Raw genomic sequence first — 24,792 nt, 5'->3', positions numbered from 1 at the left:
GGTGAGAGCATGACGAAGACCAGGACGTTGCACTGGCTGAAGGGCACCGCGGTGTCCTGCCTGGCGGCCGTCGTCTGCTACTGGGGGTGGCCGGCCCGGGCCAGGCCGTCCAGCCGCTCAGCGAGGAACCGCCGCTGCCACGGCTCCGCCCAGGCGCTCGCGGTACGGGCGCGGATCGTGCTGGCGTGATCATGGGGTGCCGCAGGGGGCCGGAGCCTGACCCGTGCGACAACTGGCCGCAGTTGCCTTGGAGTAGAACCCTCGCCCACTTCTGCCGACAGATTTCACGCGCACTTGCGGACCGTGTCCGCGGAGATCCGCAGGTTGCGGGCCGGACGTCGGAGTGCATTCGACACCGGCCCGATGCAGGACCCGGCGCACCACCAGGGCCGTCCGCTCCTGCCGGAGCCCTCGCCCTCTTCGACGAGGTCCAGCCTTCCTGACTGCCAAGCGCGAGAGCATGGCCCAGTCCGTCGGCTCCTCGCCCCTGGACTCCCTGGTGACCGCGCCCGGCCGAACGGCAGCGGCAGCCTCGTGCGGGTCCACGTGGGCCCGGCAGATGCGGCCGACCCCGGGTCAGTGCCCGAGCACCATGCACATAGGCGCCGAACACGATCAACTCCAGGCTCGCACGGCCGCGCGAGGCTCGCAACAGATCGAGGCCGGTCCCTCACGATCGAGCCCTTGCCGTGCCGGATTTCGACGAGCCCGCTTGCCCGCACCTCCACCGTGGCCTTACGGATCGTGCCACCCGACACGCCGTAGCGGTCGACCAACTCCGCCCCAGCGTGGTGCGTTACCGGGCAGGTGCCCGACGCGCGGGAGCTTACGGGCCGTGATCACTCGCGCCAAAGCAGCTCCGTAAGTTGTTCGGTGGCCCGGGAAGTCCGGATGTGGCTTCAAAGCAGCTTGCCGACCGCGTGGACATAAGCCCCTACGAGCTCGTAACAGGATCTCGCTGAGGTGCCCTGGCAGAGCGCGCGCCAGAGTACGACCGGATGGGAGCAGTGGGGCGGGCAGACCGGTGAATTCCGGATGGTCGCCTCTCGGAGCCGCCCATCGTGTCCATCTGGCGGGCCGTACGGCATGCGGAACCGGAAACGACCAGGTGGAAGGGGCGTCCCTCTCGCTCGGGACAGCTGACCGTGATGCTGCTGATGCTGGAGATGACAGGAGGGACGAGCCGCGGTCAACTGGAATGTGGACGTCATCCTCGTCAACGGGGAGCTCAAGCCACCGGGAGGGTCCATGGGAACTACACGCCGCTTTGTTCGCACCGCCACCACCGCCAGCTTGACCGCCGTTCTGACTGGCGCGGCGATAGGCGGGGCCACCGCCGTCAGCACCCCCCAGGACTTCGCGCGCACCGGCAGCCTGCGCCTCGCCGCCACCGCCGGGGGCCCGGTCACCAGCCCGCCTCGCGGCATCGCCGCACAGTGGGTCAACACCACCGACGCACCGAGCGGTATCACCGTCAAGCTGCCCGGCAGTACCAAAGTCGAGCACGACTCGATCACCTTGAGCGGTAAAACCTACCAGCTACGGATGTACAAGGCCAGTGCCGGGAAAAACAAGGCTGCCTTCCAGGTCACGGACATGCACGGAGCGGATTCCAAGGCCGCCCTGGACCCGGCCATCCGCGGTGTTGCCGCCTCGATCAGTGGGACCGTCAGCAGGAACCAGCCCCTTGAAGTCGCCGGCCATCCCGCCCGCGAGGGCCGGATCACGTTCGACAGCAACGGTGTCCCGAGCGTGGTCCTTGTCCGTTACGTCGCCGCCGCCGACCACCTCGTCGGACTCGTGGCCAGTGGCCCTGCCGCGGACGAGAAGGGCGTGAAGCAGCTCTACCAGCAGCTCACAGGCTCCCTGCACATCCCCATTTCCACGAGGGGTTGAGCTGTCGGTGGCGCTTGGCAGGCCACAAATGACGGCCCGAACAACGGGACAAACAAGTTACGTAGCGCCCAAGCCCGCGCCGGGCATCGGATGCGCAGGAATTCCCCTACCTTCCAAACCGCAACTACACCGTTGTCTCGAAGTCCGCCCGTCTGAACCGCGTGAAGGCCCTCCCGCCGGGCCAAGAGCAACAGCCCCCGAGTACCGGATAGGGTCGGGTAGCCCGAGGAGATGTCACCCCCGGGCTCCCGCAGACCCCTACTTGACGTACGGTAGGCCGCCAGCATGTGAGCAGGCTCTTTTCCAGCCAGGTCCCTGGGGAGAGTCATGTTCGCCCGTTTTGATCATGTAGCGCGCTCCGGCGAAGGCCACATACGAGGCGAGCACGGCACTTGTGGATCAGGAGTTTCCCACGCTTCAAGGTCCGCAAGGTTGCCGTGCCCGTTGCTCCATCCTCCCCCACGCCCTTGGCGCTTCGCGCAGTGCCCTCACCTGCGCAGACTGCGCGAGGCGGGGTCCGGGCTGCTCGACGCCCTGGCGCGTGTGCCCGCTCCGCGGGACCGGCGCGGAGTGCGCTTCCAGTTGGCCACGCTGCTCGCGGTGGGGGTGTGCGCGATGACGTGCATGGGCTCAACTCCCTTGTTTCCATTGCCGAATGGGGGCGCCGATCGAGCCGCCGGCTGTTCTCGCTCGGCGCCTCCGTCGTGCAGACGCTGGCGCTCGGCGACGACTGCTGCTCCTGCACGGCACGTCTGTACATCGCCGAGAACGCCTCCGTGGACGAGCTCCCGGTCCGGTTGCACGTCGCGGAGCCCGATCCGTTCGAGACGGACGGCTGGCTGAGTGCCTGGTACCTGCGGATGCGCCGGGCAGGCGCCGACGTGGAGGTCTACCGGTACCCGGGGGCCGGCCACCTCTACACCGATCCCGATCTGCCCGACTACGACGCCGAGGCCGCGGAGGCGACCTGGCGGACGGCGCTCGGGTTCCTGGAGACCCTGTGATCGCGCTGCCGTAGTCACGCGGTCACGGGGTCCGCGGCCCGGCGCCGCCCGCCCGTGTGTCATCCGGCCGCGCGGTAAGCCACCCAGCTGTCCTGCATCCGCTGCACCTGGCCCGCGGTGAACTGGTACATGCAGGAGTCGTAGGTGTAGTCCATGAAGTTGTGGATCGGGTCGGCGCCCGGCTTGGAGAGGCAGGAGTCGCGACCGGTCGGGCAGGCGTACGCGGCGCTCTTCTCGGCCGGCGTGTCGGAGACGTAGTCGCCGTTTCCGTTGCAGCCGCCCTGGAAGGTGTGGTACAGGCCCAGCCAGTGGCCGACCTCGTGGGTGCCGGTGTCGCCCTCGTTGTAGTTGGTGGCCGAGCCACCGGGGAGCGAGGTGTCGAGCACGACCACCCCGTCGTCCGTCGGATTCGACTTGTACGAGGACGGGAAGGTGGCCCAGCCCAGCAGGCTCTGGCCGAGGTTGGCCGTGTAGAAGTTGAGCGCGTTGGCGCTGCCCTTGCGGAGCGCGGACTTCATCGCCGACTCGGCCGAGGAGTTGGGCGTGAGGCCGTTGTACCAGGAGGCGTTGTCGGTGTAGTCGGTGCCGGCGAGGGTGAACTGGAAGCTCGAGTCGGTGTTTCCGGTGCCCTGTCCGCCGTACGCCGCGTTCAGCACGTCGATCTGCTTCTGGATGTCGGTCGAGGTCAGCTTGCCCGTGGTGCCGTCGTGGATGACGTGGAAGTAGACCGGGACCGAGGTGACGGCCGCGGCGGAGGTCCCCCTGCCGCCCGCGCGCAGCTTCTCGAGTCTCTTCCGCAGGTCCGCGTCCATGGCCTTGGCCTTGGCCTCGCTGATCTCGTTGGGCTCGGCGACCTTCTCGGAACCGGTCGGCCGCGCCTTGCGGGCGGTCGCGCTCGTTCCGTCGGCGCACTTCTCCGCGGCGGCGGAGGACTTGGCGGCGGCTGGGGTGCCGGTGGCCGTGGACAGCGGTGCCAGGGCCAGCGCTCCGGCCATGACCGCCGTACCGATGAGGCGCCTGCGCAGACGCGGGGACAGGGGGGTGGAAGCACGCATGGTGAACGACTCCTCGCGGATATGGGCGAGGAGGTCTTCCTCGCCGTCGCCGGGACATTACGTGCCCATGCCAGAATCCTTGGAGCGTCGATCTGGCCCAATCGATCGTCAGCGGAATCGGGTCAACGCGGAGGAAAACGCCGGGGCTTCCGGGGGCGCGATATGCACGCGTAACCACCGGGGCCCAGGGGCGGGTGGTGTGTCCGCATTCGGGCCACGGCTCGCGCCACCCGCTGTAGTGATGTCACTTCCTCTTAATCCGTGCGACGTTGGCCGGATCCCTTCGGCGTCCTGCTCTCCGCTCCGGCCAGGGCGCCGCCGGGGAGGGAAGCGGGCTCAGCGCACCGCGCGTTGACGCGCTCCGCCTTCCACGTGCCGCTGTGTGGGGTGCGAACGCGTCCAGACTTTTGGCGTGTTGGGGCCGGTGCGGTCGGACAGCACCTGGTGGACCATCGGGGAACGCTCGGCGGTGACAGCAGGAACGCCGTAGCCGTGCGCGTCCATGCCGAGCCGCTTCCACGGCGGTTCGCGGTCCTGAACGCGCCGGGACACGAGCGGGACCTGTCCGGAGCGACGTGCAGCGGGTCGCCCGGTCGGCCAGGTCGTCCAGGTCGTCCGAGTTGACCGACGCGACCACGACTGCGTCGCCGTGGTGGGGGAGAGGGGCACGTCGCCGGGACGGTGCCGGTGGGATGTCCTGCGTGGTCGCGATGCCGAGGCCGCACGCTGACGCCGTCGGTGTAGAGGTGGGCCTCGGCACGGACAACGGCGCTGAGTGCGTCGCGTTCACCGAGCCCCGGTGGCAGCGCGTACTGCTGCTTCGCCACCCGCTGGTGTGAAGCCGTGCTGAGCGAGGACGGCGGCGGCCTGGTCCGTGGCGGCGGTCGCGGTGACCGAGTGGTCGGTCAAGCAGACGGTCACCCCTGGCCGCTCGGTTGCGCTTGTGCCGTGCTGGCGCGTGGTCCAGGCGAGGTCGACGAGGTCCAGGGTGTGGGCCATGAGCCCGTAGGCGGCGACACCGGCGCGTTCGTGCGCGTCTGCGGCGGTCTCGGGCGGAAGGAGGTAGAGGGTTCGGCCCTGGTGCTCGCGGGCAGTGAATCCCGCGCGAGCCCCTGTGTCGGGCGGTGGTGGAGTGGAGCCCTGCCGGGTGGCGGAGGGAGCCTTGAGGCCGGTCAGTGAGGCGCGTGCCTCGTCCAGGGCCTGATGGGTGCTGCGCACGCGGGGAAGAACGGGGGCTCTTCCCGTCCAGCATCCGGAATGTGTCGCACCTTCGAGTGTAGGGCGCGGAAGATCCCTGCTCTTAACGGGAGTTGGGCGAAACGGCCTTCCGGCGGCGGGCCACCGTGAACATGCCCGGGGTGTCCTCGTCCACCCAGCCCCGCTCCACCAGCCGCTTCGGCTTCGACCTCGTGCCCTCGATCTTCCCGGTCTCGGGCGACGACGGCCTGCACAACCCCAGCGGGGTCGCACAGGCCGTCGTCACGCAGGCCCCGGATTTTCCAACAGCGTCCTGCGGGGGAGGGGCCTGCCGATGCGACGTGGTACCGCCGGTGTCAGGGGTGGTGAGCCGGCAGCACCTGCAGGGTGTCGCCGACCGCGCGCTCGCCCGTAGCGTCCGAGGGGACGTTGACGAGCTTTCCGTCCACCGCCATCGCGGAGGAGCCGCCGCCGTCCAGGTTGAGCGCCTGCACCGCGCCGAGGGAGCGCATGAACGCCGCGGCCTCGGTCAGTGTGAAGCCCTCGCTGACGCCGGGCTGCCGACCGTCCACGGTGGCCAGGATCAGCCGGCCCTGCTTGTCGATGCCGGCCATGGTGCGGGGCTGGCGCGCGTTGGACCAGGCGTAGCCGAAGGAGAGGTCCAGCGGGTCCAGGGTGCCCTCAGCGGCCGCGTCGACGTGAATTTGCCCGTCCTTCACCAGGGTCGGGGCGGCGCTGACGATGGTGTCGTCGGCGCCGAGTTCGACCTTGCGCCCGTCGGTGTCCCGGATGATCTCCTGCATCTTGATCTTCTTGCCGGGCTCGGCGTGGGCCGACAGCCAGTCGGCGGCCCCCCCGATGCCTTGGAGCACCGAGCCGTCGGTCGGCACCGCGCCGCCGCGGGTGCCGACCGAGACCACCCGGTCGGAGGCGTCCAGCACCACCTGGGTGCCGCCGCCGGTGGGCAGCCCGGCTCCGAACTGCGCGGTGAACTTCACCAGATCGTCGGTGACCGTGCAGGTGAGGTCCTGACGGGGCAGTTCGGTGGGGGTCGCCCCTGGGCGGCCACAGTTCCGGATTTTGCCCGGCACCCGGTTGATCCCCTGCACCGCGTAGGTGGCGGAGCCCGCCCGCGCGGTGACCGTGGTGTCCAGGTCGGCGATGCGGGCGTGCCGGCCGCCGTCCTTCAGGATCAGCGCGGCACGGGTTCCGGCCGCCATCGACTGCAACTCGCCGCCGTACGCGGCGACACCGGCCGAGGTGCCCTGCACTCCGTCGGAGTCGGAGGTGATGAAGAACCCGCCGTTGACGGCGAGCACGGAGCCGAGAGCGGCGGCCACCGAGGACGTCTTCTCCCGCTGTGCCACGTTGCCGTGGTGGGTGGCCTCGACCGTACCGGTGAAGCGGTGCGGGTCGATGACCGCGACGTGGACGTTCTCCCGGTCCGCCGGCTGCTCGGCGTCGTAGCCGGTCCAGTCCACCGTGGTCCGGAACCCGGCCGCGGTGAGCTCCGTGCGCGTGCTCGTGGCCGCGGCCTGGGTCGCGTACGAGCCCACCCGCACCCGCCAGCCCATCGTGCCGCGCGGAGTGTCCGCGTACGCCGCCCACTCCACACGGTCCTCGATCGGCGTGAAGCCGGCGGCGTGCAACTGCCGCACCATGGTGTCGGCCCAGGACCGGTCGCCCACCGGGGCCCAGGTCGCGGCGCCGGTCAGCCGGTTGACGGCGGGCGCCTGGACCGTGATGGTCCAGGTCGGCGCTGCGTCCGTGTGCTGGAGGAGGCCGCTGCGCACCTGGACGCCCGGCGCGACGGTCTGCGTCGTCCACTGCTCCGTGTCCCCCGCTACGACCGAAGCGGCCGCCGCGGGGGACACGGCCTGTGCCACACCGGAGGCCGTCCAGGGGGTGACGGCGGCCAACGCGACGGCGGCGGCCAGCACCGCCCGGGTACGCACGCTGCGGCTCGGACGGGTACGGACTGCGTTGTCCATGAACCCTCACTCGTTCGAAGTCCGGGACGGCCGCTGCTCGCCTCGGCCGTCGTCTGCGGGGCGAAGTCCAGCCGAGCCCGGCGACCGGCGGGGTACGTAGGAGAGAGGGCACTCGCACGGACGGGTGAACGATCGGGTGGCCGAACGGCGTTGTCCGGTTGAGTGACTCCTTGGGGACGATCGCGGTTTCGGGATATGTCCGGCCGTGGAACACCGCGTCGCGGCCGTCGTCGGCCAGCCCGGGGAAGAATCAGCACCGCACCAGTGCCGCCGCCCCACCACCGGTGTCACCGGGACCGGAAACCACGCCGGCCGCTCTCTTGTCATCAGTGGTGTCGGCGCGCTACAGCGCGTGGCGGTCGGCGGCGCCGTGTGCTCCGCCGGATCAGACGGCGCGCAGGTGGACCAGCGCTGCGCTCTGGGGTGCCCGCGCAGGACCCGGTAGCCCGAGTGCTCCCAGCGCTGCACCGGACACCTGAATGCCCGTGACCTCCCAGGTCACCGATGGGCCGGTCGGAGCGACGAGCGAGGCGCGGTAGGTCTGGTCCGGGTCGAGTCCCGGGATGCGGAGCCGCGGTGGCACGGGCACGAGCTCGTCGAGCTGGGCGTAGGAGAAGAGCGCCTCCGACCGGTCGTGAGCGACCACTCCATGCGCGAGCAGACCGTCGGGCAGCTCGACGCGCGTCAACCGGCCCGTGTGCAGGAGCGCGCGGTGCCGCTTGTAGAGGTCGATCCAGCAGGCGAGGCGGTCCAGCTCGTGGGCCGGCACCTTCGTGAGGTCCCACTGGATGCCGAACTGGCCGAAGAAGGCCGTGGCCGCGCGGAGGTCCAGGGTGCTGGTCCGGCCGGTCTGGTGGGAGACCGGCGCGGCGACGTGAGCGCCCAGGTACTCCAGCGGGGTGAGCTGGGCGGTCCAGTGCTGGATCGGCTGGCGGGACAGCGGATCGGTGATGTCGGAGGTCCAGGTGCTCTGGACCCGCTCGAGCACGTCCAGGTCGATCCTGCCGCCTCCCGAGGCACAGCTCTCCCACGAGATGCCGGGATGGCGGCGGGCCAGCTCGTCGAGGAGCTCGCGGAAGGCAAGGGTCTGCCGCCGTGACGCGGGCCGGCCGGAGCCTCGCGAGTCACCGCAGTCGATCTGGTCGCGGTTGTGGTCCCACTTGACGAAGTCGATCCGGTGCGCCGCCACCAGGCGGTCGAACGCGTCGACCAGGTGTGCCCGCACATCCTCCCGGCTGAGATCGAGCAGGTAGCAGTTGCGTTCCAGCACGGGCGACCGGTCGCCCGCGCGCAGGATCCAGTCGGGGTGGTCGCGATAGACCGCGGAGTTCGGGTTGACGGCCTCCGGCTCCCACCAGAGCCCGAACTCCATCCCCTTCTCGTGCACCCGGTCCACAAGCGGGGCCAGCCCGTCCGGCCACACCGTCGGGTCCGGGGTCCAGTCGCCCAGGCCGTCGTCGAGGGAGGTGCGGCCCGCGAACCACCCGTCGTCGAGCACGAAACGCTCGGCGCCCAGCCTGGCCGAGATGTCGACCAGCGCGGTCAGCGTGTCGAGGTCGTGGTCGAGGTAGACCGCCTCCCACGGGTTGAACATGACGGGTGCGGGCGGGGACGGATGGGCCGCGAGCGACCGGACGTACTGATGGGTCGCGTCCGCCAGGCCGTCGAGCCCGCGCGCGGACGCGGTCACGTGCACCCAGGGCATCGCGTATGTCTCGCCCTCGGCGAGGACCAACTCGCCCGGGTGCAGCAACTCGCCGGCCCTGACGACGGCGACGCCGGAGCTGAGCTGCTCGACGGCATACCGGTGGTTGCCGCTCCAGGCGAGGTGGACGCCGAGCACCTCACCGTCGCCGTAGCCGAAGCCAGGGGTACCGACCACGATCAGACTGGTGCCGTCGAGGATGCGCATGCCGCGGCGGTGCTCCCGAACCCACTGCCCGTCCGCGAGGGCACGGCGCTGGGGCTGCCGCTCGCGGGCCCATCGCCCGGTGAAGTCGAGGATCTCGCCCGCGCCGGTCGGAACGGGGATGACCACGTCGAGCGCATCGACCACGTAGGGACCGCTGCCGGCGTTGGTCAGCAGGTGCCGGAGGCGGAGGCCTCCCCCCGGGACAGCTTCGGCCTCGAAGCGCAGTTCGAGTCCCGCTGCCTCGTCGGTGGCCTGGACCACGAGTGAGCAGTCGTCAGACCGCACCGAGCCGGGACCGAACGCGGTGGACCAGTCGCTCCCGGGGCCTTCGGGGCCGACCCGGTGGCCGAGCAGCGCAGGCCGTCCGAGGTAGCCGCGCGCGTGTTCCGGGAACACGCTGACCGGTGAGCCGATCAGCCAGGAGTTCCAGGCCGTGGTCTCCACCGAGGCCGGGATCGTCAGGGATCGGACGTCCGTCGCCGCCAGGGGAAGCCCCACCCACCCGATGTCGGGCAGGCCGTCCGCCCGCGGCAGCAGGACCATCGTCGTGGTCTCGTTCCCGCCGAGACCGGAGAGGGACACGGGGGCGGTGGGCACGGGCACGGCGACGCGTCCGGGCTCGATCATTCGGTGACTCCTTGGTGCGGTGACAGGGGCGGATCAGGCCTGCACGGCGAGCAGGCGCGCTTTGAGATCGTCGAGGGCCAGCCGGGCGGCGCCGAGGGCGACGGACTCGTCACCGAGCAGGGACACGCGGAACTCCGGCGAGTTGAGGGAGGTCGCGGCCAAGTGCCGCTCGAACGGACGGGCGAGCACGTCTCCCGTGCGGGACAGACCGCCGCCGAGCACGACGAGGTCGGGGTCGACGGCGTGGACCAGGGTGGAGGCGCCCAGGGCGAGGGCCTCGGCCACGCGGTCGACCGTCCGCACCGCAGTGCGGTCGCCGTTCGCGGCCGCTTCGAAGAGCGCCCGGACGTCGTCGCTGGTGGACTCCTCGGCGGTCGAGCCCGCGAGCTTGCGGCTCTCGTGGTCGAGCTGCGCCATCGCGTCGGCCCACCCCAGGATCTTCATGGAGCCGACGGACGCCGCGAGGCCGTGCCGTCCGTTGTGGATCTGCCCGTTGATGACGATCGCGGCCCCGAGGCGGCGGCCGGCGTGCATGTAGACGAGGTCGCGTGCCTCGGTGGCGGCGCCCTGCCATTGCTCGGCCACCGCCGCGAGGTGGATGTCGTTGGAGACCAGCACGTCGCGCTTGAAGCGCTCCGACACCTCCGAGACCACATCGATCTTGTCGAAGCCCGGGAGCGAGTAGACGTCGAGGTCCTGGCCCGCAGGAACTGTGCGGATGTCCTTGACCTCCGAACCGTTGGCCGCCACGCCGGTGATGCCGCAGGCCACTGAGCGGATGTGTTCCCACCTCGTCCCGGTCTGCCGGACGGTCGCCTCGACCAGACGCGCCGCGGCCCCGATGCGCCCGGCCGGCCCGAGGCCGGAGCCGACGCTGCGTCTGCGCACTGCCACGACGTTCCCGCGCAGTTCGCAGATGACCACGGCCACCTTGTGGGCGCCGATGTCGACTCCGACGACGGCGAAGTTCTCGGCCACGACCTCGTAGCGCCGGGCCGGCCGTCCCGCGGAGCGCTCGCCGTCCGGACGCCCGAGCGCCTCACGGACGAAGCCCTGGTCCAGCAGCGTCGCCAGCAGTTCCTCGGCGGTGGGGCGGGAGACTCCGACGGTCGAACGCACGTCGCTGACCGTCAGCGACGTGGCATTGAGGAAGGCCCGCACCGTGGCGGCGAGGTTGAGCTTGCGCAGCAGGCCGGGATCGCCTGCACGGCCGGCGGGAGTCGCGCTGCGCTGGGTTTCACGTGTGTCTTGACTCACAGCGTCACGCTATCTACATTGACGCCCCGACAGCAATATTGCCAAGTAACTTACTTATCTAAATCCTGGCCGAGCGACATCCTCCGGTGGGTTCGACCAGCAAGGAAGGAGGGTCTCGATGGGCAAGCGGACCAACTGTGTCGCGATGGCCACGGCGCTGGGCCTCGTCGCACTGACAGGCTGTGCCGTCGGCGGCGGCGGGGGTGGGAACGGATCGGACGGTGACGTGACGCTGAGCCTGCTCACCTTCGAGACCCCCAACCTCACCGCCGCGTACTGGGACGACATCATCGCCAAGACCAGTGCCAAGGTGCCGGGGGTGAAGATCAAGAAGCTCGTCGCGCCGAGTGCCGAGCAGCGCAACGAGTACGCGCGCCAACTCGACTCGACCGGCGCACTGCCCGACATCATGGTCGCGATCGACCCTGCCGGAATGGCGGAGGCGGGCAAGCTCGCTCAGTTCAGCAAGGAGGAGCTGGCGGACTGGGGCACCCCGACCGCGAACAGTTTCAACGGCAAGATCTACCAGCTGCCCACCAACTCCCAGACCTGGCAGATCTACTACCGGAAGGCGGCCTTCGAGAAGGCGGGCATCACCACTCCTCCGAAGAAATGGGACGACCTGCTCGCCGCGGTCGGCAAGCTGAAGGCGGCGGGGATCAAGCCGTTCGTCATCGGCGGCGGTGCGCCGGACGGCCTCGGCCCGCGATGGACCTTCGCCCAGCTGGTGGCCGACGAGGTCTACGCCAAGGACCCGAAGTGGCTCGACAAGCTGGTCGCGGGGAAGACCGACTTCAGCGACCCGCTGTTCGTCAACGCGGCGACCAAGATGAAGGCAGTGGCGGGCAAGGAGAACGTCGACAACCTGTCGGCCACCTACGCACAGGCGCAGGAGGCGTTCCTCGCCGGCAAGGGCGCCATGTACCCGATGGGCTCGTGGTTCCCGGCGGCCCCGAACAAGGCGCAGCAGAAGCAGATCGGGGTCTTCCCCATGCCCACGCAGGACGGCTCGCTCGTCTTGCCCGTGTACACCGGCGGCGGGCTGTCGGTGAGCGCCAAGGCCCCCGATGTCACCAAGGCCAAGAAGTGGGCCATCGAATTCTCCAAGCTGAACGCCGACGGCGGGGCGCGGTACGACGGCTTGTTCGTCGCCCTCAAGGGCTACAAACCCCCGGCCGGCCTGCCGCCGCTGTACAACACGACCCTCGACCTCTACAACAGGGCACAGTCCAGCGGAACCGTGACGCCGAGCTTCGGTAACGAAGGCGGCGTCCCGGCCCTGCCGTCGGGCTTCATGGCCAAGGTCGACGCGGCGCTGAACGATCTCCTCAACGGCCGTGCGGACGTGGGCAAGTTCGTCGCGACGCTGAACGCGAAGTTCAAGGAGCTCTCGCAGTGACGCACCCCTTGCGCTCCCGGACGGGGACCGTTGCCGCGGGAGGAATCCCGCGGCCCGGCCGACCGGAGCCCACTGCGGCCTCGTCCGGGCGCACGAGTGGGCCGCACAGGCGCGGCACCTGGACATGGCCGTCGGCGGGAGCCTTCGCCGTCTTCGTCCTGCCGACCCTCACGGTCTTCACCGCGATGGTCCTGGCACCCATCCTCTGGACCCTCTACATCGGGATGACCGATGAGCGCGCCACGCGCCCGAGTACCTCGTTCGTTGGCCTGCACAACTACGGTTTCCTCCTCGGGAACGAGGAGTTCCGGCGCTCCCTGTGGAACACCGTGGTGATCACGGTGATCGTGGTACTGCTGACGAACCTGCTCGGTCTGGCCATCGCCCTGCTGCTGCGCCGGCAGGGCCGGCTCTACAGCCTGCTGCGCGGCGTCTACTTCACACCGGTGATCCTCTCCGCGGTGGTGGTGTCGGTGATCGGGCGCTCGATCCTGGCGGACGACGGCCTGCTGAACAGCACGCTCGTGTCGCTGGGGGTCAAGAGCCCGCCGGGCTGGCTCACGGATCCGTCGTACGCGATCTACTCCGTCTCCGGGATCATGGTCTGGCAGATGCTCGGCTTCGCCGTCGTGGTCTACCTCGCCGGACTCGCGGGGATCCCCGCCGAGCTCGAGGAGGCGGCGAGCCTCGACGGCGCCGGCCCCTGGCAGCAGTTCCGCGCGATCACCTGGCCGATGCTCGCGCCCGCGTTGACGATCAACACCGTGATGCTGATGATCAGCACTTTCAAGGTCTACGACCAGATCGCCGTGCTCACCAACGGCGGCCCCGGCACCGACGGCACGGCCACCGTCGCCTTCGAGGTGATCCGCACCGCCTTCTCCGAGCAACGCCCGGGAGTGGCGTCCGCGATGGCCGGGATCATGCTCGTCGTGGTTTCGGTCGCGAGCGTGACCACGCTGAAGCTCCTGCAACGACGAGAGGTGAACCTGTGAACTCCCGAACGCCGTGGGCGCGGCCGCTGCTGGCCACCGGCGTGGCGGCCGTCTTCTGTCTGCCGCTCTACGTGGCGCTGGTCAACGTCTTCAAACCCAGTGCCAAGGTCGTCGCATCGCCGCTGGCGCTCCCGGTTCCGCCGACCCTCGACAATGTCGAGCGCGTGCTGAGGCGGCCGGACGGGCTGTTCTGGTACGGCCTCGTCAACTCCGTCACACTGACCACCCTGTCGATCCTCATCACCACCGTGCTGGCCGCGATGTCGGCCTACCATCTCGTCCGGGCGGGCCGCTGGTGGAGCCGTGCCGTCCTCGGCGTCATGCTGGCCGGTCTGATGATCCCGCCCGCGGTGATCATGCTTCCGATCACGCGGATCCTCGACGCCATCGGGTTGATGCACACGATGCCGGGCGCGGTGCTGGTCGACGTCGGGTACTACCTGCCGTTCGCGGTGTTCGTCTTCATGGGCTTCGTCCGCTCGGTCCCCCGCGAGCTCGAAGAGGCCGCGGCGGTCGACGGTGCCGGCCGGTTCCGGACCTTCTGGCAGGTGGTCTTCCCACTCCTGCGGCCGGCCTCGGCCAGCGTGCTGATCTTCCTCGGGGTCTGGGTCTGGAACGACTTCCTGACCCCGCTGCTCATCCTGGGCCCGGGAGCCGGGAACACCGTGACGGTCGGGATCTTCCGCTCCATCGGCCCCTACCAGCAGGACTTCGGGGCGGTGTTCGCCTTCATGCTGCTGGCCACACTGCCCGTCCTGGCCTTCTACCTCGCCTTTCAGAAGCACTTCGTCCGCGGCCTGACCGGGGGTGCCACGAAGGGATGACCGGCACGACCGGCCGGTCCGTGCAATGTCCATCGAGAGATCACGGGAGAAGCATCATGCGGTTCTCGGAGCCCACACCCAGTTCCCAGCACACCCCGAGGAGAGCCATACTTCGCCGAACAGCCGGTGCGTTGGCAGCTGCGATGCTGCCCGCCGGCACCCTGGCTGCGGTCGGCGCACAGCCGGCGCAAGCACGCCCTGGCAGACCGGCTCCGTCGATCGAGATCCGGGCCGGCTATCTGAATCTTGAGCTGGACGAAGCAGGGACGGTCGTTGGCCTCGAGGACGTCAGGACCGGGGTCGACTACATCGCGTCCGGTCATGCAGCGTCCCTGGTCAGCCTGGTTGTCGACGGCAAGCAGGAACGGCCGACCACGGTTGACCGTTCCGGACCTGGTGGCCGGATGCTCTCGTTCCGGAACGAGGCTGCGAACTGGACGATTCAGGTGAAGTTGGTTAGCAAGCCCGGCTACACCACGTTCGAGGCGGTCGCCGTCGACGCGCCGGAGGACGTCGATGTGCAGACCCTGCTCTGGGGCCCACTGGCCACGTCGATCTCCGAGACGATCGGCACATCGGTGGGCGTGGTCCGCAACGACGATTTCGCCATCGGGCTCCGTCCGCTGACCGACCGCACCGAAGGCGCCTGGCCGCAGGAGTACCAGGACATGGGCTGGGAGAGCGAGGTTGACCACGACCCGGACCACGTGAGCGTGGGTTCTCTGGAGGAGTGGAGCGCGGCAGGCGTGACCCCCTGGGGTTCCGTACTGCGCGCCTTCACCTTCGACTACACCAAGGAACGCCACCGCAAGGTACACGGTTATCCGATCCCAGTCGGGCCGCTGCCCGGCCGCGACGGCAAGATCGCCGGCTCCAAGATGGCACTCTTCGGAGCCTCGCCTGAGGCGACGCCGACGATCCTGTCCAACATCGCGGCGGGTGAGAAGCTGCCCTACCCAAGGCTGAACGGTCAGTGGCAGAAGGCCTCCCAGGCGAGCAGCCAGTCATGGTTGGTGCTCGGCGACCTGCGGACCGACAACATTCCGGCTGCGGCCCGATTCGCCAAGGCGGCCGGCATGAACCGCATCTACTCACTTACCAGCAACTACGGCCCATGGGAGTCGAGCGGCCACTACAAGTTCGACTCGAGCTTGGGCGGGAGCGACGCCGGGGCGGCGGCAGCCGTGGACATCGCCAAGGCCAACGGTGTACAGCTCGGCGTACACACCCTGTCGGACTTCATCGGCACCGGCGACGAGGCCTACGACTGGGCCTGGATGCCGCGAGACGACTACCTCACGCCACCCGCCGACGACCGGCTCGCGACGGGGGGCAGCGCCTCGCTCACCCGTCCGTTGACGGCCGGCGACACCACCGTGTACCTCGACTCCGGCGCGCTGCTTGCTGCGGGAGTGCACTACAACTACCTGCGCATCGGGGACGAATTCGTCAGCTACGGAGCGGCCGAGCAGGTCGGGAACGAGTGGAAGTTGACCGGCGTGCAGCGCGCGCGATGGGGATCGGTCGCGGTCTCACACGCTGCGAGCGACCGCGCCGCCCGAGCCGTGGCCAACAGCTACGGCGGCGCTATCGGTGGCCATGCCATCCTCGACGAGATCAGCGACAGGCTGACCACCGCGTGGAACACAACCGGCATCACCGGTATGTCGTGGGACGGCCTGGAGTCGGCATCGGAGTCCGGCTGGGGCGCTTACGGCATGGCTCACCTCGTGAACGGGACCTTCCGGCGAATCGATGCCAAGGACCGATTCATCTCCGAGACCAGCCGGATGACCTCGAACACCTGGGACGCGCTGACCCGGGCCAGCTGGGGTGAAGTCGGCAGCACCTCGATGGAGCAGGTGTTCAAGAACAACAAGTACCTCCAGGCGAACTTCCTCCCCGGAATGCTCGGCTGGATCAGCCTCAAAGGCTCGGACACTCTGCTCACCATGGAGTGGAAGTTGGCTCGAGGCGCCGGTCTGAACGCCGGGGCAGGTTTCCAGAGCTCGGTCTCCAGCCTCGTGTCGGGCGGGGAGAACACGACGCGCCTGCTCGAGGCCATCCAGCAGTGGGAGACGGCACGCAACCTGGGTGCGTTCACCGCGGAGCAGCGGGCGCGGTTCCGCGACCTGACGACGAACTGGCACCTGACCGCGGTCGAGCCGGGTAAGCGGTGGTCACTGCAGGAGCTGGACGCTGACGGGGAGCCGGTCGGCGACCCCCAGGCCGTCGTCGCTCCGACCCCAGAGCTCGACGCCGGACCGCTGCCCGCGGCGGCCAAGGGAGACCTGTACGAGGCGATCGTGAAGACCAACACACCGGCGACCACGCGATACGCGGTGACCTCGGGGGCCTTGCCCGCGGGGCTCGTGCTCAATGCCGATACCGGCGGAATCGTGGGGACACCGGTCACTGCGGGAACGGCGCGGTTCACGATCACTGCGTACCAGGGCTCCGGTCAGCCGACAGCGCAGCGCGACTACGTGATCGAGGTCGGCAGTTACTGAACTTGTAGGCGTGGTGTCGTCAGGGCGAGTCCAGTGCCGGCAAGGCATCCGTCGATGTCGGACGTACGCAAGCGGGGCGGCCCCCTATCTCCGCCGGACAGCGGCAGTTGGTGGGCTTCGCCCGCTCGCTGCTCGCCGACCACGCCGTGCTGATCCTCGACGAGGCGACCAGCTCGCTCGACATTCCGGGCGAGCGCGCGGTGCAGCGGGCGATGCACACCGTGCTGCGGGGTCGCACGGCCGTCGTCATTGCGCACCGCCTGTCGACGGTGGAAGTCGCGGACCGGGTCCTGGTGATGGAGCACGGCCGCGTCATCGAGGACGGCACCTCGTCCGAACTCATCGTGGCGACCTGCCGTTCGCGGATCTGCACCGGGCGTGGCGGGACAGCGTGGTGAGCTGACCACCGCGCGCATCCGGTCACCCCCGCGTCGATTTCCAGCCATGGACGGGCTCGGCCCGCCGCATCTCGACGTGGTTGAGTTCCCTCGCGGCACCACCGCGCGCGGCGCCCGGTTCTGCGCGGCGCCGCCCCGCGCGCCGGCTGCACCGGCCGCGCCGGGCGGCGTCGGCGATGTCTGCTGCGATCAGCTGGTTGCGGGCGTGGTGGTGGGCGAGTTCGTTGTAGATGGCCTGGATCGAGGCGCCGTCGGTGCCTGTTTCGTCGGTGGTGTAGGTGGTGGGGTGCACGACGAGGTGCTTGTCGAAGGCGCTGGCGTCTTCGATCTCGTGGCGGATCGGGCCGCACTGGATCGTGATCACGGCCATCTGGTCTGCCCGGTAGGGCGTGGCGGACAGTCCGACCCAGCGCGGTGCCTTGGCTCTGCGGATCGCGGCTTCGGCGCCGGGGCGCCGATGGCGTGGCACTCGTCCACGATGACCAGTCCGTATCCGTCGAGCAGGCCGTCGGGGGCGTCGCGGTGGGGCAGTGTCTGCAGCATGATCAGGTCGACGGTGTGGCCGCGGCGGTCCTTGCCCCCGCCAAGTGTGCCGACGTGGCCGTCTGCGAGGTCCAGGAACTCGGCCAGCCGGTCCTTCCACTGGGTCAGCAGCTCCGTCCGGTTCACGATCACGGCGGTCCCAGCGCGGAGGAGATCTTCCTGGCGCGGTACGAGAAGGACGAGAAGGCGTCGCTGTGGTCGTTCCCGCCGGCCGATCCCCCGGTCCGCCGCGTCCATCTCCGACTATCCGGTGTACGTGCGCGGTGCGATGGTGGTCCACAAGGTCCGCCGGGCAGTGGGCGACCAGGTCTTCCACGACATCGTGCGGGGCTGGACGAAGGACCACCGGTATGCCAACGCCTCCACGGACGACTTCACGTCGTGCGTGGAGGCGAAGGCCGGCCAGGACCTCACAGAGGTGTGGAACACCTGGCTCTACGGCAAGGGGAAGCCGGTTACTTCACGTTGATCGCGGTCCAGGCCTTGGCCACGGCCTGGTACTGGGTGCTGTTGGCGCCGTACAGGTCGGTCGCCGCCTGCAGGGTCGCGGTGCGCGCGCCCGAGTAGCCGGTGGTCGAGGTCATGTAGGTGGACAGGGCCTTGTACCAGATCTTGTAGGCCGCGGTCCGGCCGATGCCGGTGACCGGCTGGCCGTCGTAGGTCGGCGAGTTGTAGGTGACGCCGTTGACGGTCTTGGTGCCGCTGCCTTCGGAGAGCAGGTAGAAGAAGTGGTTGGCGGGGCCCGACGAGTAGTGGACGTCGAGGCGGCCGACGGACTTCGACCAGTAGTCGGCGGACTTGCCGTCCTTGCTGGGCTGGTCCATGTAGCGCAGCGGGGCGCCGTTGCCGTAGATGTTGATCTCTTCGCCGATGAGGTAGTCGCCGGTGTCGTTGGAGTTGTTGGCGAAGAACTCCACGGCGGTGCCCATGATGTCGGAGGTGGCCTCGTTGAGGCCGCCGGACTCACCGCTGTAGCGCAGGCCCGCGGTCTTGGAGGTGAGACCGTGGCTCATCTCGTGGGCGGCCACGTCGATGGAGGTCAGCGGGTTGGTGTTGTTCTGGCCGTCGCCGTAGGTCATGCAGAAGCAGGTGTCGCTCCAGAAGGCGTTCACGTAGGCGTTGCCGTAGTGGACGCGGGAGTAGGCGGCCTTGCCGTCGTTGGCGATGCCGTTGCGGCCCAGCTCGCTCTGGTAGAAATCCCAGGTCAGGGCGGCGCCGTAGTGGGCGTCGACGGCCGCGGACTGACGGTTGGACGGGGAGCCGTCGCCCCAGACGTCGTCGGCGTCGTTGAAGAGGGTGCCGGTGCCGGACGTACCGCCGTTGAGATCGTACGTCTTGTGGCCGCCGCGGGCGCCGTCGTTCAGGTCGAAGGTGGAGCCGTTCGGGGTGGTGCCGAGAGTGACGTTGCCGGAGTGCACACCGGTGCCGGTGCCGGTGTCGATGGTCTCGAACTCGTACAGCTTCTTGCCGGTGGTGGCGTCGGTTATGACGTGCAGCTCGCTCGGGGTGCCGTCGGCCTGGAGGCCGTGGACGACGGTCTCGTAGGCGAGCGTGGGCTTGCCGGTCGCGGCCCAGATGACCTTGCGGGGGGCGGCGGCCGAAGTCTTGGAGTTGTCGGCCGCGGCGGAGGCGGCGAGCGCGTCCTTCTTGGCGGTGGCCGCGGCGACCGTGGCGGCGGTGGACGGCACGGCCATCTTCGCGGAGGTCGCCTTGGTGACGCCCTTCAGCTTGCCGCTCTCCGCCTTGTGGACGACGAGGTCGCCACCGAGGACCGGGAGGCCCTCGTAGGTGCGCTCGTAGCGGGTGTGGACGGTGCCGTCGGCGTCCTTGATGACGTCACGGACGACCAGCTTCTCCTTGCTGTCGAGGCCGATCTCCTGAGCCGCGGCGGCGGCGCCGGCCTGAGCGGCCTTGATGTCGGCGGCGCGCTGCGAGGCGCTCTGCGGCAGGGCGGTGGCGCCGGCCTCGCGGTCGACGGCGGCGCTGGCGGAGCCGCCCTGCAAGCCGAGGACGACCATCGCCGCGGAGGCGGCGAGGGCGGCGGCGCGGATGACGGTCTTACGGGGGGTGGTGCCCGAAGCAGCGGACTGCGGGGTCACTTGGTCTCCTTGGGTCGCAAGGTGTGAGCGGTGACCGTGAGACTGCCAGAAGCTGAGCGCCGATTGACAGAGGGCGGTCAAGTTTTTTGACCAGTCCTTGTCCGGAAGGTGCATGCCAATGTTCGCTATCCGGTCAACTGCCCTTCATTTAGCGGCCCTTTACGCATGACGCACACGAACGCCCGAGTTGACGGTCTTTAGGCCGGTCGATGACCCGATAGCCGAGTTCGGTCCAGAGGGCGAGCTCCTTCGGATTGCCGTCCAGAACGGCCAGCTTCAGGCCCGTACGCCCCGCCCCGCGGAAACCGTCCTCCAGCAGCCCGGCCAACTGCCGTCTGTGATCCGCTCGTTGCACCCGTGCATCCACCATCAGCAATCCGGTCCACGGATCCGGATCGGCGGGATCGGGATGCCGGTCCAGCGTGATCGCGATCCCGACCGGCTCCCCGCCGCTGCGCGCCGGCAGCACCTCGGCGCCGGGCACGGCCAGTTCACGGGCCGGCTCCGCCGCCACCTGCTCCACCCGGATGTCGTGCGGATCGGGGAACTGGCTTGATTTTTAACGTGTGCGGCGGGGCCGTGGGTTCGTCAACTTCTTCTTGCCGGGTCTCGTGGTGTCTGTTTTGCGGACGGTGTGCACGTCGTGGCGTGGGGCGGGCCGGGTGTCCTTGCGGCCGGATGGCCGTCCTGGGCCGGGGCGGGAGGGTTTTGGTGCTTCGGCGGGGCAGGCGGCCGGCCGCTGTCCGCCGACGGCCTGGACGAGATCCTCGACGGCGTCCGGAAACAGCCCGGGCCCTACGGAGTTGACGTGCCATCAGCTGCCGTACACCTGCCTGACCCGGCTGCGGGAGGCGGGCATGGCCTTGGAAGCGGTACAGGCCCACTCTGGCCACTCAGGCGATCAACCGGGGCATGTCCCTGGAGGCCAATCTGCCTGGCTCCTTGGCCACAAGTCGCTGTCCATGACGCGTGTTTACGCCAACCCTCGGGAATTGCATCAGGCGGGCGAGAAGCCGCAGGTCGCCAGGTCACAACAAGGACCTGAAGGACTCCGAGGCTCCGACGAACTAGCAGCTTGACCAGGCATGTTGCCGAGCAGATCCCTTCTGATGCATGATCCTCCCTCCAGAAGGGATGGTCTGGAGTGGTGCATCAGCGCAAGGTGGCCCTGTCCGGGTCGGCTCATCTGGAGCTCATCTCTGGGGTGGCCCAACTGCGGCCCGAGGAAGCGACGTTCGACGCGATGCTGCGGGGCTGGCGGGCTCAGCAGAAGTCGCGAGGGCTGAAGGACGAGACGGTCGAGGACCGGGAACGGCTCATCCGCCGGTTCCTGGAGTTCACGAACGAGTATCCGTGGCAGTGGACACCGGCCCACGTGGACGAGTGGTCGGTTTCGTTGACCGGCGAGAAGCATCTGGCGCCGTCAACGGTCCGCAGCTACCAGGGCACTGTGCGGCTGTTCAGCGAGTTCCTCATCGACGGCCGCTACGGCTGGGGTCCTGCCTGCGAGGAAGCCTTCGGCACTTTTCCGGTGGCGATCTGCCACGAGTGGAACACCATCGTTCACCTCAACGACTACGAGGGCGACCCGGAGGCGAGAGCGTTCACCCGGGAAAAGCTGCAGCTCTTCCTCGACTACGCCGACGACCAGGTCGAACGAGCGGTACGGGCGAAACGCAAGGGCGCCCTGGCGGCCTACCGCGACGCCACCCTCTTCAAGGTGATCTACGGGTGGGGCCTGCGCCGGACCGAGACCTCCAAGCTCGACCTGGTCGACTTCGGCCGCAACACGCAGGCCCGGCAGTTCGGCCGGTACGGCACGCTCAACGTCCGCTATGGCAAGGCCAAGAAGGGCCAGCCGCCGCGGCGCCGGAACGTCTTGTCGGTGATGGACTGGGCCGTCGACGCAGTCGCCGACTACGTCGAGAACGTCCGCCCGCGTTTCGGGTTCCCCGACCATCCCGCTCTGTGGATCACCGAACGCGGTGGCCGCCTGCAGCCCGGCTCGATCAACGACCGGTTCGAGGCATACCGGGACGCCCTCGGCCTGCCGAAAGAGCTGGTCCCGCACTCGCTGCGGCATTCGTACGTCACGCATCTGACCGAGGACGGGGCGGACCGGCGCTTCATCCAGCAGCAGGTCGGCCACGAGTGCGACAGCTCCCTGGCCATCTACACGCACGTCAGCGACGACTTCATGAACACTTCCCTGCACAAGGCACTGGCCCCGGCGTTCGCCGGGGCCTGACAGGAAGGAACCGGCGATGGCCGCCAAGCTCGACTACCACTGGCACCTGCGCAAAGTCATGGCCGACCGCGGGATGTTCTCCACCACCGACCTCATCCCTCCACTCGCCGAACGCGGCATCACCCTGTCCTCGAGCCAGGTCTACCGGCTGGTCGTCGAACGGCCCGAGCGACTGAGCCTGAAGATCCTCATGGCCCTGCTCGACATCCTGGACTGCGCCATGGACGACCTCATCGAGCCCATCGCGGCGGCCGGGGCCGTGAGGAAGCCGAAGAAGGCGGCTGCCGGCGGCTCGGCGCCCGATGCGGAGGGACTCGGCGGGCTGAGGCCGAAGCGGGCCCGGATCAGGGGTGTTGACCGGACGTGACCACCGCTGACTCCCTCGACCGCGCCGTCGTTGACCCGATCGGCCTGATCACGGACCTGGTCGCCGACGTCGAAAAGGAACTCGGCTCCGAGGCCATCCGAGCCGTGGTCACTGCAGTCGCGGGCGGCCGCGCGAAGTCACGCCGCCTCGCAAAGGCCCTGGCCACGCGGCCCGGCGTCCTGGCCGACGGCCGGTCCCCGGCGCCGAGATCCGTCGGCGACCTCCTCATCGCGCTCCGCAGGGCCAGCGCCTCGGCGATCTCGCCGCCGGTCTGCGCCGACTGCGCAAAGAGCCTGCGAAGCCTCCAGCGGCAGGGCCAGGACTGGTACTGCTCGGTCTGCATCAAGGAGACCTCCGAGTGCGCCGCCTGCGGCAACACCCGGCGCGTCACCTTCCGGGACCGCAAGGGCCTGCCGCGCTGTTCGATGTGTCCCGACCATGATGACCGTGATCCGGTCACGGTCATCCACGCGGTGATTACCGCGATCGCCCCGGGCAGCGACCGTGACGTGGTCGCCGAGGCCCTGCGCCGGTCGGCGCCTCACCGTCCCCACTATCGGCAGCGAGTGGTCTGGGCCCTGGAGGACAACCCCCGCCTGCTGACCGGGGAGGGATATCTTGCGCCGCATCGCGCCATCCTGAGGTTCATCGAGCTGCTGCACGAGGCCGGCGTCACCGGGATCGTCCGCCCGCCCTGCCCCCGCTGCCACCGCGTGGTCCGCATCGACAAGCCGCTCGAGGGACAACGGGTCTGCCGCAACTGCATAGCCAAGTCCCGCATCGAAGAATGCGTACGCTGCGGAGCCCGGCGCGAACCGGCCATCCGCGACGTCCAGGGACGACCGCTGTGTCCGAACTGCCTGGTCACCGACCCCGCGAACGTCGAGGTCTGCATCAGCTGCGGCAAGCGTCGACGAGTACAGAATCGCACCCCTGACGGCCCCCTCTGTCCCAACTGTTGTCCCCTGCCCGTCCTCGTCTGCTCGATTTGCGGCCGCGCCGCACCCGGCACCCACTCCCGTCTGACCGGCCTGCCTCGCTGCGGCGGCTGCGACAGACGCCAGGCCCATTGCACCGCCTGCGGGCGGCTCCGCGGCATCCACTCCGGGACCGCCGAAGCACCGGTCTGCGGCCCCTGCACCGCACCGGATGCCGAGCTCTGGCGCCCGTGTCCCACCTGCGGGGAAGCGGAACGACTGCAAGCCTCCGGCCCGTGCCCTCGCTGCACGCTCAAGCAGCGGCTCCATGAGCTTTTCGCCGACGACTCGGGCGCCATACCCCCGAAGCTGCAGGCCCTCCACGACGCCCTGGCCGGCGCAGAACGGTCCGGCACGGCGATGCGCTGGCTCTCCGGGGGCATCGTCTCCACCGTCCTGTCCGATCTCGGCTCCGGCCGTCGGTCCCTGACGCACGAGGCCCTGGACGAACTCCCGGAAGGCAAGGTCGTCGAGCACATCCGCAGCGTGCTCGTGGCCACCGGCACCCTGCCCCAGCGGGACGAGCAGATGGTCCGCCTGGAACGGCACGTGAACGATCTCGTCACCTCCCACGCAACCGCCGAGGGACGGAAAATCCTGCACCGGTACGCGACCTGGCACCTCCTGCGACGGCTCCGCCGACGCAGCCGCGGCAAGGACATCACGCACACCCAGCTCACCGTCGTCCGCCAGCATCTGCGGGCCGCCGTTCACTTCCTCGACTGGCTTGAAAACCAAAATCTGAGTCTTGCCACCTGCCGCCAGACGGACCTCGAACGCTGGATGACCAGCGACGACGTCCGCCACCGCCGGGAGGCAGGCCACTTCGTGCGCTGGGCTCTCGCCCAGAAGATCACCCGCGATCTCAGCTTCCCGGCCGTCAGATGGAACGGCCCCTCCCAGCCGATGGACGACGAGGCCCGCTGGGCCACCGCCCGCCGCCTGCTGCACGACGACACCATCCGGACCGAAGACCTCCTCGCCGGCCTGCTGTTGCTCCTCTATGCCCAGTGGCCCGCGGCGATCTCCCGGCTCACTGTCGACCACATCGAGGAAACCGACGGAGCCGTCCGCATCCGCCTCGGCGACGTCCCGGTCGACCTGCCCGGCCCCGTCGCTGAACTGGCCCTTCAGCAGGTCGCGGCTCGCCGCAGCCATGCCGTTCTCGCCCGGACGCAGTCACCCTGGCTCTTCCCCGGCGGCCAGCCCGGCCGCCCGATCAGTGTCTGGGCCATGGGCGAACGACTCCGCAAGCTCGGCATCCGCCTCGCCGAGACCCGCTCGACCGCGCTGTTCCAGCTCGCCACCGAGCTGCCCGCCGCCGTCCTCGCCCGCACCCTCGGCATCGACATCACCGTCGCCGTCAAATGGCAGCGAGCCGCTGCCGGCGATTGGGGCGCCTATGCCGCCGAGATCAGCCGCAGGGCCAGCCGTCACAACCATGAAATCGAGTCCGCCAACCGGCGGCCAGGCACACGAAACGACTGAGGGGC

21 protein-coding genes and 3 pseudogenes are annotated in these 24,792 nt (G+C 69.3%); 12 read left to right on the top strand and 12 right to left on the bottom strand.

Translation table 11 applies throughout. The annotated features are described in order from the left end of the window. Window positions 1-9: 9 nt before the first annotated feature. Window positions 10-189 carry a hypothetical protein gene (locus tag ACFY4A_RS21780; protein ID WP_390831025.1) on the top strand — a complete coding sequence of 60 codons (180 nt, stop codon included), beginning with the start codon at window positions 10-12 and terminating at the stop codon, window positions 187-189. A gap of 470 nt (window positions 190-659) precedes the next feature. On the opposite strand, the pseudogene ACFY4A_RS21775 reads toward ACFY4A_RS21780, so the two are convergent. Beyond that, a pseudogene (locus ACFY4A_RS21775) lies at window positions 660-782 on the bottom strand (GntR family transcriptional regulator); the annotation flags it as partial. A gap of 418 nt (window positions 783-1,200) precedes the next feature. Between ACFY4A_RS21775 and ACFY4A_RS21770 the strand changes: the two are divergent. Beyond that, complete coding sequence (locus ACFY4A_RS21770; protein WP_390831024.1) at window positions 1,201-1,896, top strand: hypothetical protein; 696 nt, start codon at window positions 1,201-1,203, stop codon at window positions 1,894-1,896. Window positions 1,897-2,579: 683 nt separating this feature from the next. After that, a pseudogene (locus ACFY4A_RS21765) lies at window positions 2,580-2,900 on the top strand (dienelactone hydrolase family protein); the annotation flags it as partial. 59 nt (window positions 2,901-2,959) lie between these two features. On the opposite strand, the gene ACFY4A_RS21760 reads toward ACFY4A_RS21765, so the two are convergent. From ACFY4A_RS21760 to ACFY4A_RS21730, 7 genes are all read right to left on the bottom strand, one after another. After that, a complete protein-coding gene (locus ACFY4A_RS21760) occupies window positions 2,960-3,955 on the bottom strand; it encodes a zinc metalloprotease (protein WP_390831023.1) in 996 nt (331 codons plus the stop codon). A gap of 336 nt (window positions 3,956-4,291) precedes the next feature. Then, window positions 4,292-4,507 carry a hypothetical protein gene (locus ACFY4A_RS21755; protein ID WP_390831022.1) on the bottom strand — a complete coding sequence of 72 codons (216 nt, stop codon included), beginning with the start codon at window positions 4,505-4,507 and terminating at the stop codon, window positions 4,292-4,294. A gap of 234 nt (window positions 4,508-4,741) precedes the next feature. Next, window positions 4,742-5,173 (bottom strand): hypothetical protein, encoded by a 432-nt coding sequence (locus tag ACFY4A_RS21750; protein ID WP_390831021.1) that lies wholly within the window; start codon window positions 5,171-5,173, stop codon window positions 4,742-4,744. A gap of 82 nt (window positions 5,174-5,255) precedes the next feature. Next, on the bottom strand, window positions 5,256-5,438 hold the full coding sequence (locus ACFY4A_RS21745) for a hypothetical protein (RefSeq protein WP_390831020.1): 183 nt from the start codon (window positions 5,436-5,438) through the stop codon (window positions 5,256-5,258). A 70-nt stretch (window positions 5,439-5,508) separates the two neighbouring features. After that, window positions 5,509-7,143, bottom strand: a complete 1,635-nt coding sequence (locus tag ACFY4A_RS21740) for a phosphodiester glycosidase family protein (RefSeq protein WP_390831019.1) — start codon at window positions 7,141-7,143, stop codon at window positions 5,509-5,511. Between the two features lie 385 nt (window positions 7,144-7,528). Further along, on the bottom strand, window positions 7,529-9,682 hold the full coding sequence (locus ACFY4A_RS21735) for an alpha-galactosidase (protein WP_390831018.1): 2,154 nt from the start codon (window positions 9,680-9,682) through the stop codon (window positions 7,529-7,531). Between the two features lie 33 nt (window positions 9,683-9,715). Continuing rightward, window positions 9,716-10,939 (bottom strand): ROK family protein, encoded by a 1,224-nt coding sequence (locus ACFY4A_RS21730; RefSeq protein ID WP_390831017.1) that lies wholly within the window; start codon window positions 10,937-10,939, stop codon window positions 9,716-9,718. Window positions 10,940-11,057: 118 nt separating this feature from the next. Between ACFY4A_RS21730 and ACFY4A_RS21725 the strand changes: the two genes are divergently transcribed. The 5 genes and pseudogenes from ACFY4A_RS21725 to ACFY4A_RS21705 all read left to right on the top strand — a co-directional run. Then, window positions 11,058-12,338, top strand: a complete 1,281-nt coding sequence (locus ACFY4A_RS21725) for an ABC transporter substrate-binding protein (protein ID WP_390831016.1) — start codon at window positions 11,058-11,060, stop codon at window positions 12,336-12,338. 185 nt (window positions 12,339-12,523) lie between these two features. Next, window positions 12,524-13,333, top strand: coding sequence for a carbohydrate ABC transporter permease (locus ACFY4A_RS21720; RefSeq protein ID WP_390831071.1), 810 nt, complete (start codon window positions 12,524-12,526; stop codon window positions 13,331-13,333). Next, window positions 13,330-14,157 (top strand): carbohydrate ABC transporter permease, encoded by an 828-nt coding sequence (locus ACFY4A_RS21715; RefSeq protein WP_390831015.1) that lies wholly within the window; start codon window positions 13,330-13,332, stop codon window positions 14,155-14,157. The genes ACFY4A_RS21720 and ACFY4A_RS21715 overlap by 4 nt, the downstream gene beginning before the upstream one ends. A gap of 143 nt (window positions 14,158-14,300) precedes the next feature. After that, window positions 14,301-16,667, top strand: a complete 2,367-nt coding sequence (locus ACFY4A_RS21710; RefSeq protein WP_390831014.1) for an Ig domain-containing protein — start codon at window positions 14,301-14,303, stop codon at window positions 16,665-16,667. 57 nt (window positions 16,668-16,724) lie between these two features. Then, window positions 16,725-17,070: pseudogene (locus ACFY4A_RS21705) on the top strand (ATP-binding cassette domain-containing protein); the annotation flags it as partial. Window positions 17,071-17,087: 17 nt separating this feature from the next. On the opposite strand, the gene ACFY4A_RS21700 reads toward ACFY4A_RS21705, so the two are convergent. Together ACFY4A_RS21700 and ACFY4A_RS21695 are read right to left on the bottom strand one after the other, a co-directional pair. After that, complete coding sequence (locus ACFY4A_RS21700) at window positions 17,088-17,429, bottom strand: hypothetical protein (RefSeq protein WP_390831013.1); 342 nt, start codon at window positions 17,427-17,429, stop codon at window positions 17,088-17,090. Beyond that, complete coding sequence (locus tag ACFY4A_RS21695; protein ID WP_390831012.1) at window positions 17,426-17,734, bottom strand: DEAD/DEAH box helicase family protein; 309 nt, start codon at window positions 17,732-17,734, stop codon at window positions 17,426-17,428. Before ACFY4A_RS21695 ends, ACFY4A_RS21700 begins: the two co-directional genes overlap by 4 nt. 130 nt (window positions 17,735-17,864) lie before the next feature. Between ACFY4A_RS21695 and ACFY4A_RS21690 the strand changes: the two genes are divergently transcribed. Beyond that, window positions 17,865-18,077, top strand: a complete 213-nt coding sequence (locus ACFY4A_RS21690; RefSeq protein ID WP_390831011.1) for a M1 family aminopeptidase — start codon at window positions 17,865-17,867, stop codon at window positions 18,075-18,077. On the opposite strand, the gene ACFY4A_RS21685 is transcribed toward ACFY4A_RS21690, so the two are convergent. Beyond that, window positions 18,064-19,626: a M4 family metallopeptidase gene (locus tag ACFY4A_RS21685; protein WP_390831070.1), complete on the bottom strand. Its 1,563-nt coding sequence runs from the start codon at window positions 19,624-19,626 to the stop codon at window positions 18,064-18,066. The two genes, ACFY4A_RS21690 and ACFY4A_RS21685, sit on opposite strands and share 14 nt — an antisense overlap. A 229-nt stretch (window positions 19,627-19,855) precedes the next feature. After that, window positions 19,856-20,230 carry a hypothetical protein gene (locus ACFY4A_RS21680; RefSeq protein WP_390831010.1) on the bottom strand — a complete coding sequence of 125 codons (375 nt, stop codon included), beginning with the start codon at window positions 20,228-20,230 and terminating at the stop codon, window positions 19,856-19,858. Between the two features lie 621 nt (window positions 20,231-20,851). On the opposite strand from ACFY4A_RS21680, the gene ACFY4A_RS21675 reads away from it, so the two are divergent. Genes ACFY4A_RS21675 through ACFY4A_RS21665 form a run of 3 tightly spaced genes read left to right on the top strand, consistent with a single transcriptional unit; the run spans window position 20,852 to window position 24,787 of the window. Further along, a complete protein-coding gene (locus ACFY4A_RS21675; protein WP_390831009.1) occupies window positions 20,852-21,955 on the top strand; it encodes a tyrosine-type recombinase/integrase in 1,104 nt (367 codons plus the stop codon). 16 nt (window positions 21,956-21,971) lie between these two features. Continuing rightward, window positions 21,972-22,322, top strand: a complete 351-nt coding sequence (locus ACFY4A_RS21670; protein WP_390831008.1) for a helix-turn-helix domain-containing protein — start codon at window positions 21,972-21,974, stop codon at window positions 22,320-22,322. Then, on the top strand, window positions 22,319-24,787 hold the full coding sequence (locus ACFY4A_RS21665; RefSeq protein ID WP_390831007.1) for a site-specific integrase: 2,469 nt from the start codon (window positions 22,319-22,321) through the stop codon (window positions 24,785-24,787). The genes ACFY4A_RS21670 and ACFY4A_RS21665 overlap by 4 nt, the downstream gene beginning before the upstream one ends. The last annotated feature ends 5 nt before the right edge of the window (window positions 24,788-24,792 follow it).

Origin of the sequence: Streptomyces sp. NPDC001292 (genome assembly GCF_042896465.1) — a bacterium.
Taxonomy (GTDB): domain Bacteria; phylum Actinomycetota; class Actinomycetes; order Streptomycetales; family Streptomycetaceae; genus Streptomyces.
The sequence above is the reverse complement of the archived record's forward strand: the minus strand, read 5'-3'. Positions and strand labels throughout refer to the sequence as shown.

Excerpts from the sequence above, each read along its gene's own strand:
- ACFY4A_RS21780 (WP_390831025.1), top strand. The coding sequence starts at position 10 with ATGACGAAGACCAGGACGTTGCACTGGCTGAAGGGCACCGCGGTGTCC.
- ACFY4A_RS21760 (WP_390831023.1), bottom strand. The coding sequence starts at position 3,955 with ATGCGTGCTTCCACCCCCCTGTCCCCGCGTCTGCGCAGGCGCCTCATC.
- ACFY4A_RS21740 (WP_390831019.1), bottom strand. The coding sequence starts at position 7,143 with ATGGACAACGCAGTCCGTACCCGTCCGAGCCGCAGCGTGCGTACCCGG.
- ACFY4A_RS21735 (WP_390831018.1), bottom strand. The coding sequence starts at position 9,682 with ATGATCGAGCCCGGACGCGTCGCCGTGCCCGTGCCCACCGCCCCCGTG.
- ACFY4A_RS21725 (WP_390831016.1), top strand. The coding sequence starts at position 11,058 with ATGGGCAAGCGGACCAACTGTGTCGCGATGGCCACGGCGCTGGGCCTC.
- ACFY4A_RS21720 (WP_390831071.1), top strand. The coding sequence starts at position 12,524 with ATGGTCCTGGCACCCATCCTCTGGACCCTCTACATCGGGATGACCGAT.
- ACFY4A_RS21710 (WP_390831014.1), top strand. The coding sequence starts at position 14,301 with ATGCTGCCCGCCGGCACCCTGGCTGCGGTCGGCGCACAGCCGGCGCAA.
- ACFY4A_RS21685 (WP_390831070.1), bottom strand. The coding sequence starts at position 19,626 with ATGGTCGTCCTCGGCTTGCAGGGCGGCTCCGCCAGCGCCGCCGTCGAC.
- ACFY4A_RS21670 (WP_390831008.1), top strand. The coding sequence starts at position 21,972 with ATGGCCGCCAAGCTCGACTACCACTGGCACCTGCGCAAAGTCATGGCC.